Source organism: Amycolatopsis sp. NPDC004772, assembly GCF_053601215.1.
Genome location: NZ_JBSGBK010000183.1, coordinates 1 through 1298, shown reverse-complemented (window position 1 = coordinate 1298; position 1298 = coordinate 1). Strand labels below are relative to the sequence as shown.

At 68.3% G+C, this 1298-nt stretch carries 1 protein-coding gene; it reads left to right on the top strand.

Features of this window, described 5'->3' with window-relative positions; translation table 11 throughout:
* Positions 1–1269, top strand: a 1269-nt coding sequence (locus ACWEF6_RS42890; RefSeq protein ID WP_449688191.1) for an ISAs1 family transposase, incomplete at its 5' end; no start/stop codon positions are given.
* Positions 1270–1298 lie beyond the last annotated feature (29 nt).

Sequence of the window (1298 nt, the reverse complement as noted above, 5' to 3'; positions counted from 1 at the left end):
GGCAGGGTTCCGGCAAAGTCGTGTCGTTGCAGGCAGGCACGGCCCGCTCTGGTGATCATGTGGTTGTCGAAGCCCATGATCTGTGAGAGAGCCGTGCCTGCTGTTGCATTTTCGCGTATTCCTGCCCTGCTGGACCGGCTGGGTCCCGACGATCTTGATCGGGTCGCTGACCTGCGGAAATATCTGGCTCTGGTGCCGGACCCGCGGAAACGCCGCGGTGTGCGGCATCCACTGGTGTCGATCCTCGTGATCGCGGCCGCGGCGGTGGCCGCGGGAGCGCAGTCCTTCACCGCGATCGGGGAGTGGGCCGCAGACGCTCCCCAGCGGGTACTCGCGATGCTGGGGACGCGATGCTGCCGCCGGTCAGGGCGACATCAGGCACCGAACGAAGCCACCGTGCGGCGGACGCTCGCGGTCGTGGACGGTGACCGCCTGGACGAGGTGATCAGCGCCTGGATCAACCACCGGCTCGCCGGGCGGACCGTGCCGGAGCCGATCGCGGTGGACGGCAAGTCGCTGCGCGGCACCTTCGCCCGCACCGGCGGAGCCGGGATGCATCTGCTGTCCGCGCTGACACATCACAGCGGGACCGTCCTCGGCCAGCAGGACGTAAGGGCCGGGACCAGCGAGATCGCGTGGATGCAGCCCCTGCTTGATCGGATCGGCCTGGGCGGGGTGGTGGTGACTGCCGACGCGCTGCACACCACCCGTGGTCTCGCGGCCTATCTCGCCGGCCGCGGCGCGGGCTATGTGTTCACGGTCAAGGAAAACCAGCACCGGCTGCATGCCCGGCTGGCAGCATTGCCGTGGCCGCAGGCCGCCCATCACACCACCACAGGAATCGGGCACGGCCGCGCCGAGCAACGCACCATCGAGGTGCTGCCCGCCCCGGCAGATCTCGATTTCCCCGCTGCGGCACAGGTTTTCCAGATCACCCGTTACCGCACCGACCGAGTGACCGGGCGACGGCAAGCCAACACCGTCCACGGTGTCACCAGTCTCCCCGCCGGCACGCATCCCGCAGACATCGCCGCGCTCCTGCGCGGGCACTGGTGCATTGAGAACCGGTTGCACTGGGTCCGTGACGTCACTTACAACGAGGACCGTTCCCGGGTCCGCGCCGGCACCGCACCCCGGGCCATGGCCACTTTGCGCAACCTCGCCATCAGCGCGCTGCGCACGGCAGGCCACGCCAACATCGCGCAAGCTCTCCGCCACATCGCTCGCGACACCTCGCGACCGCTCACACTCTACGGAATACTCCCTTGACCAGCACAAACGACTTTGCCGGAACCCTG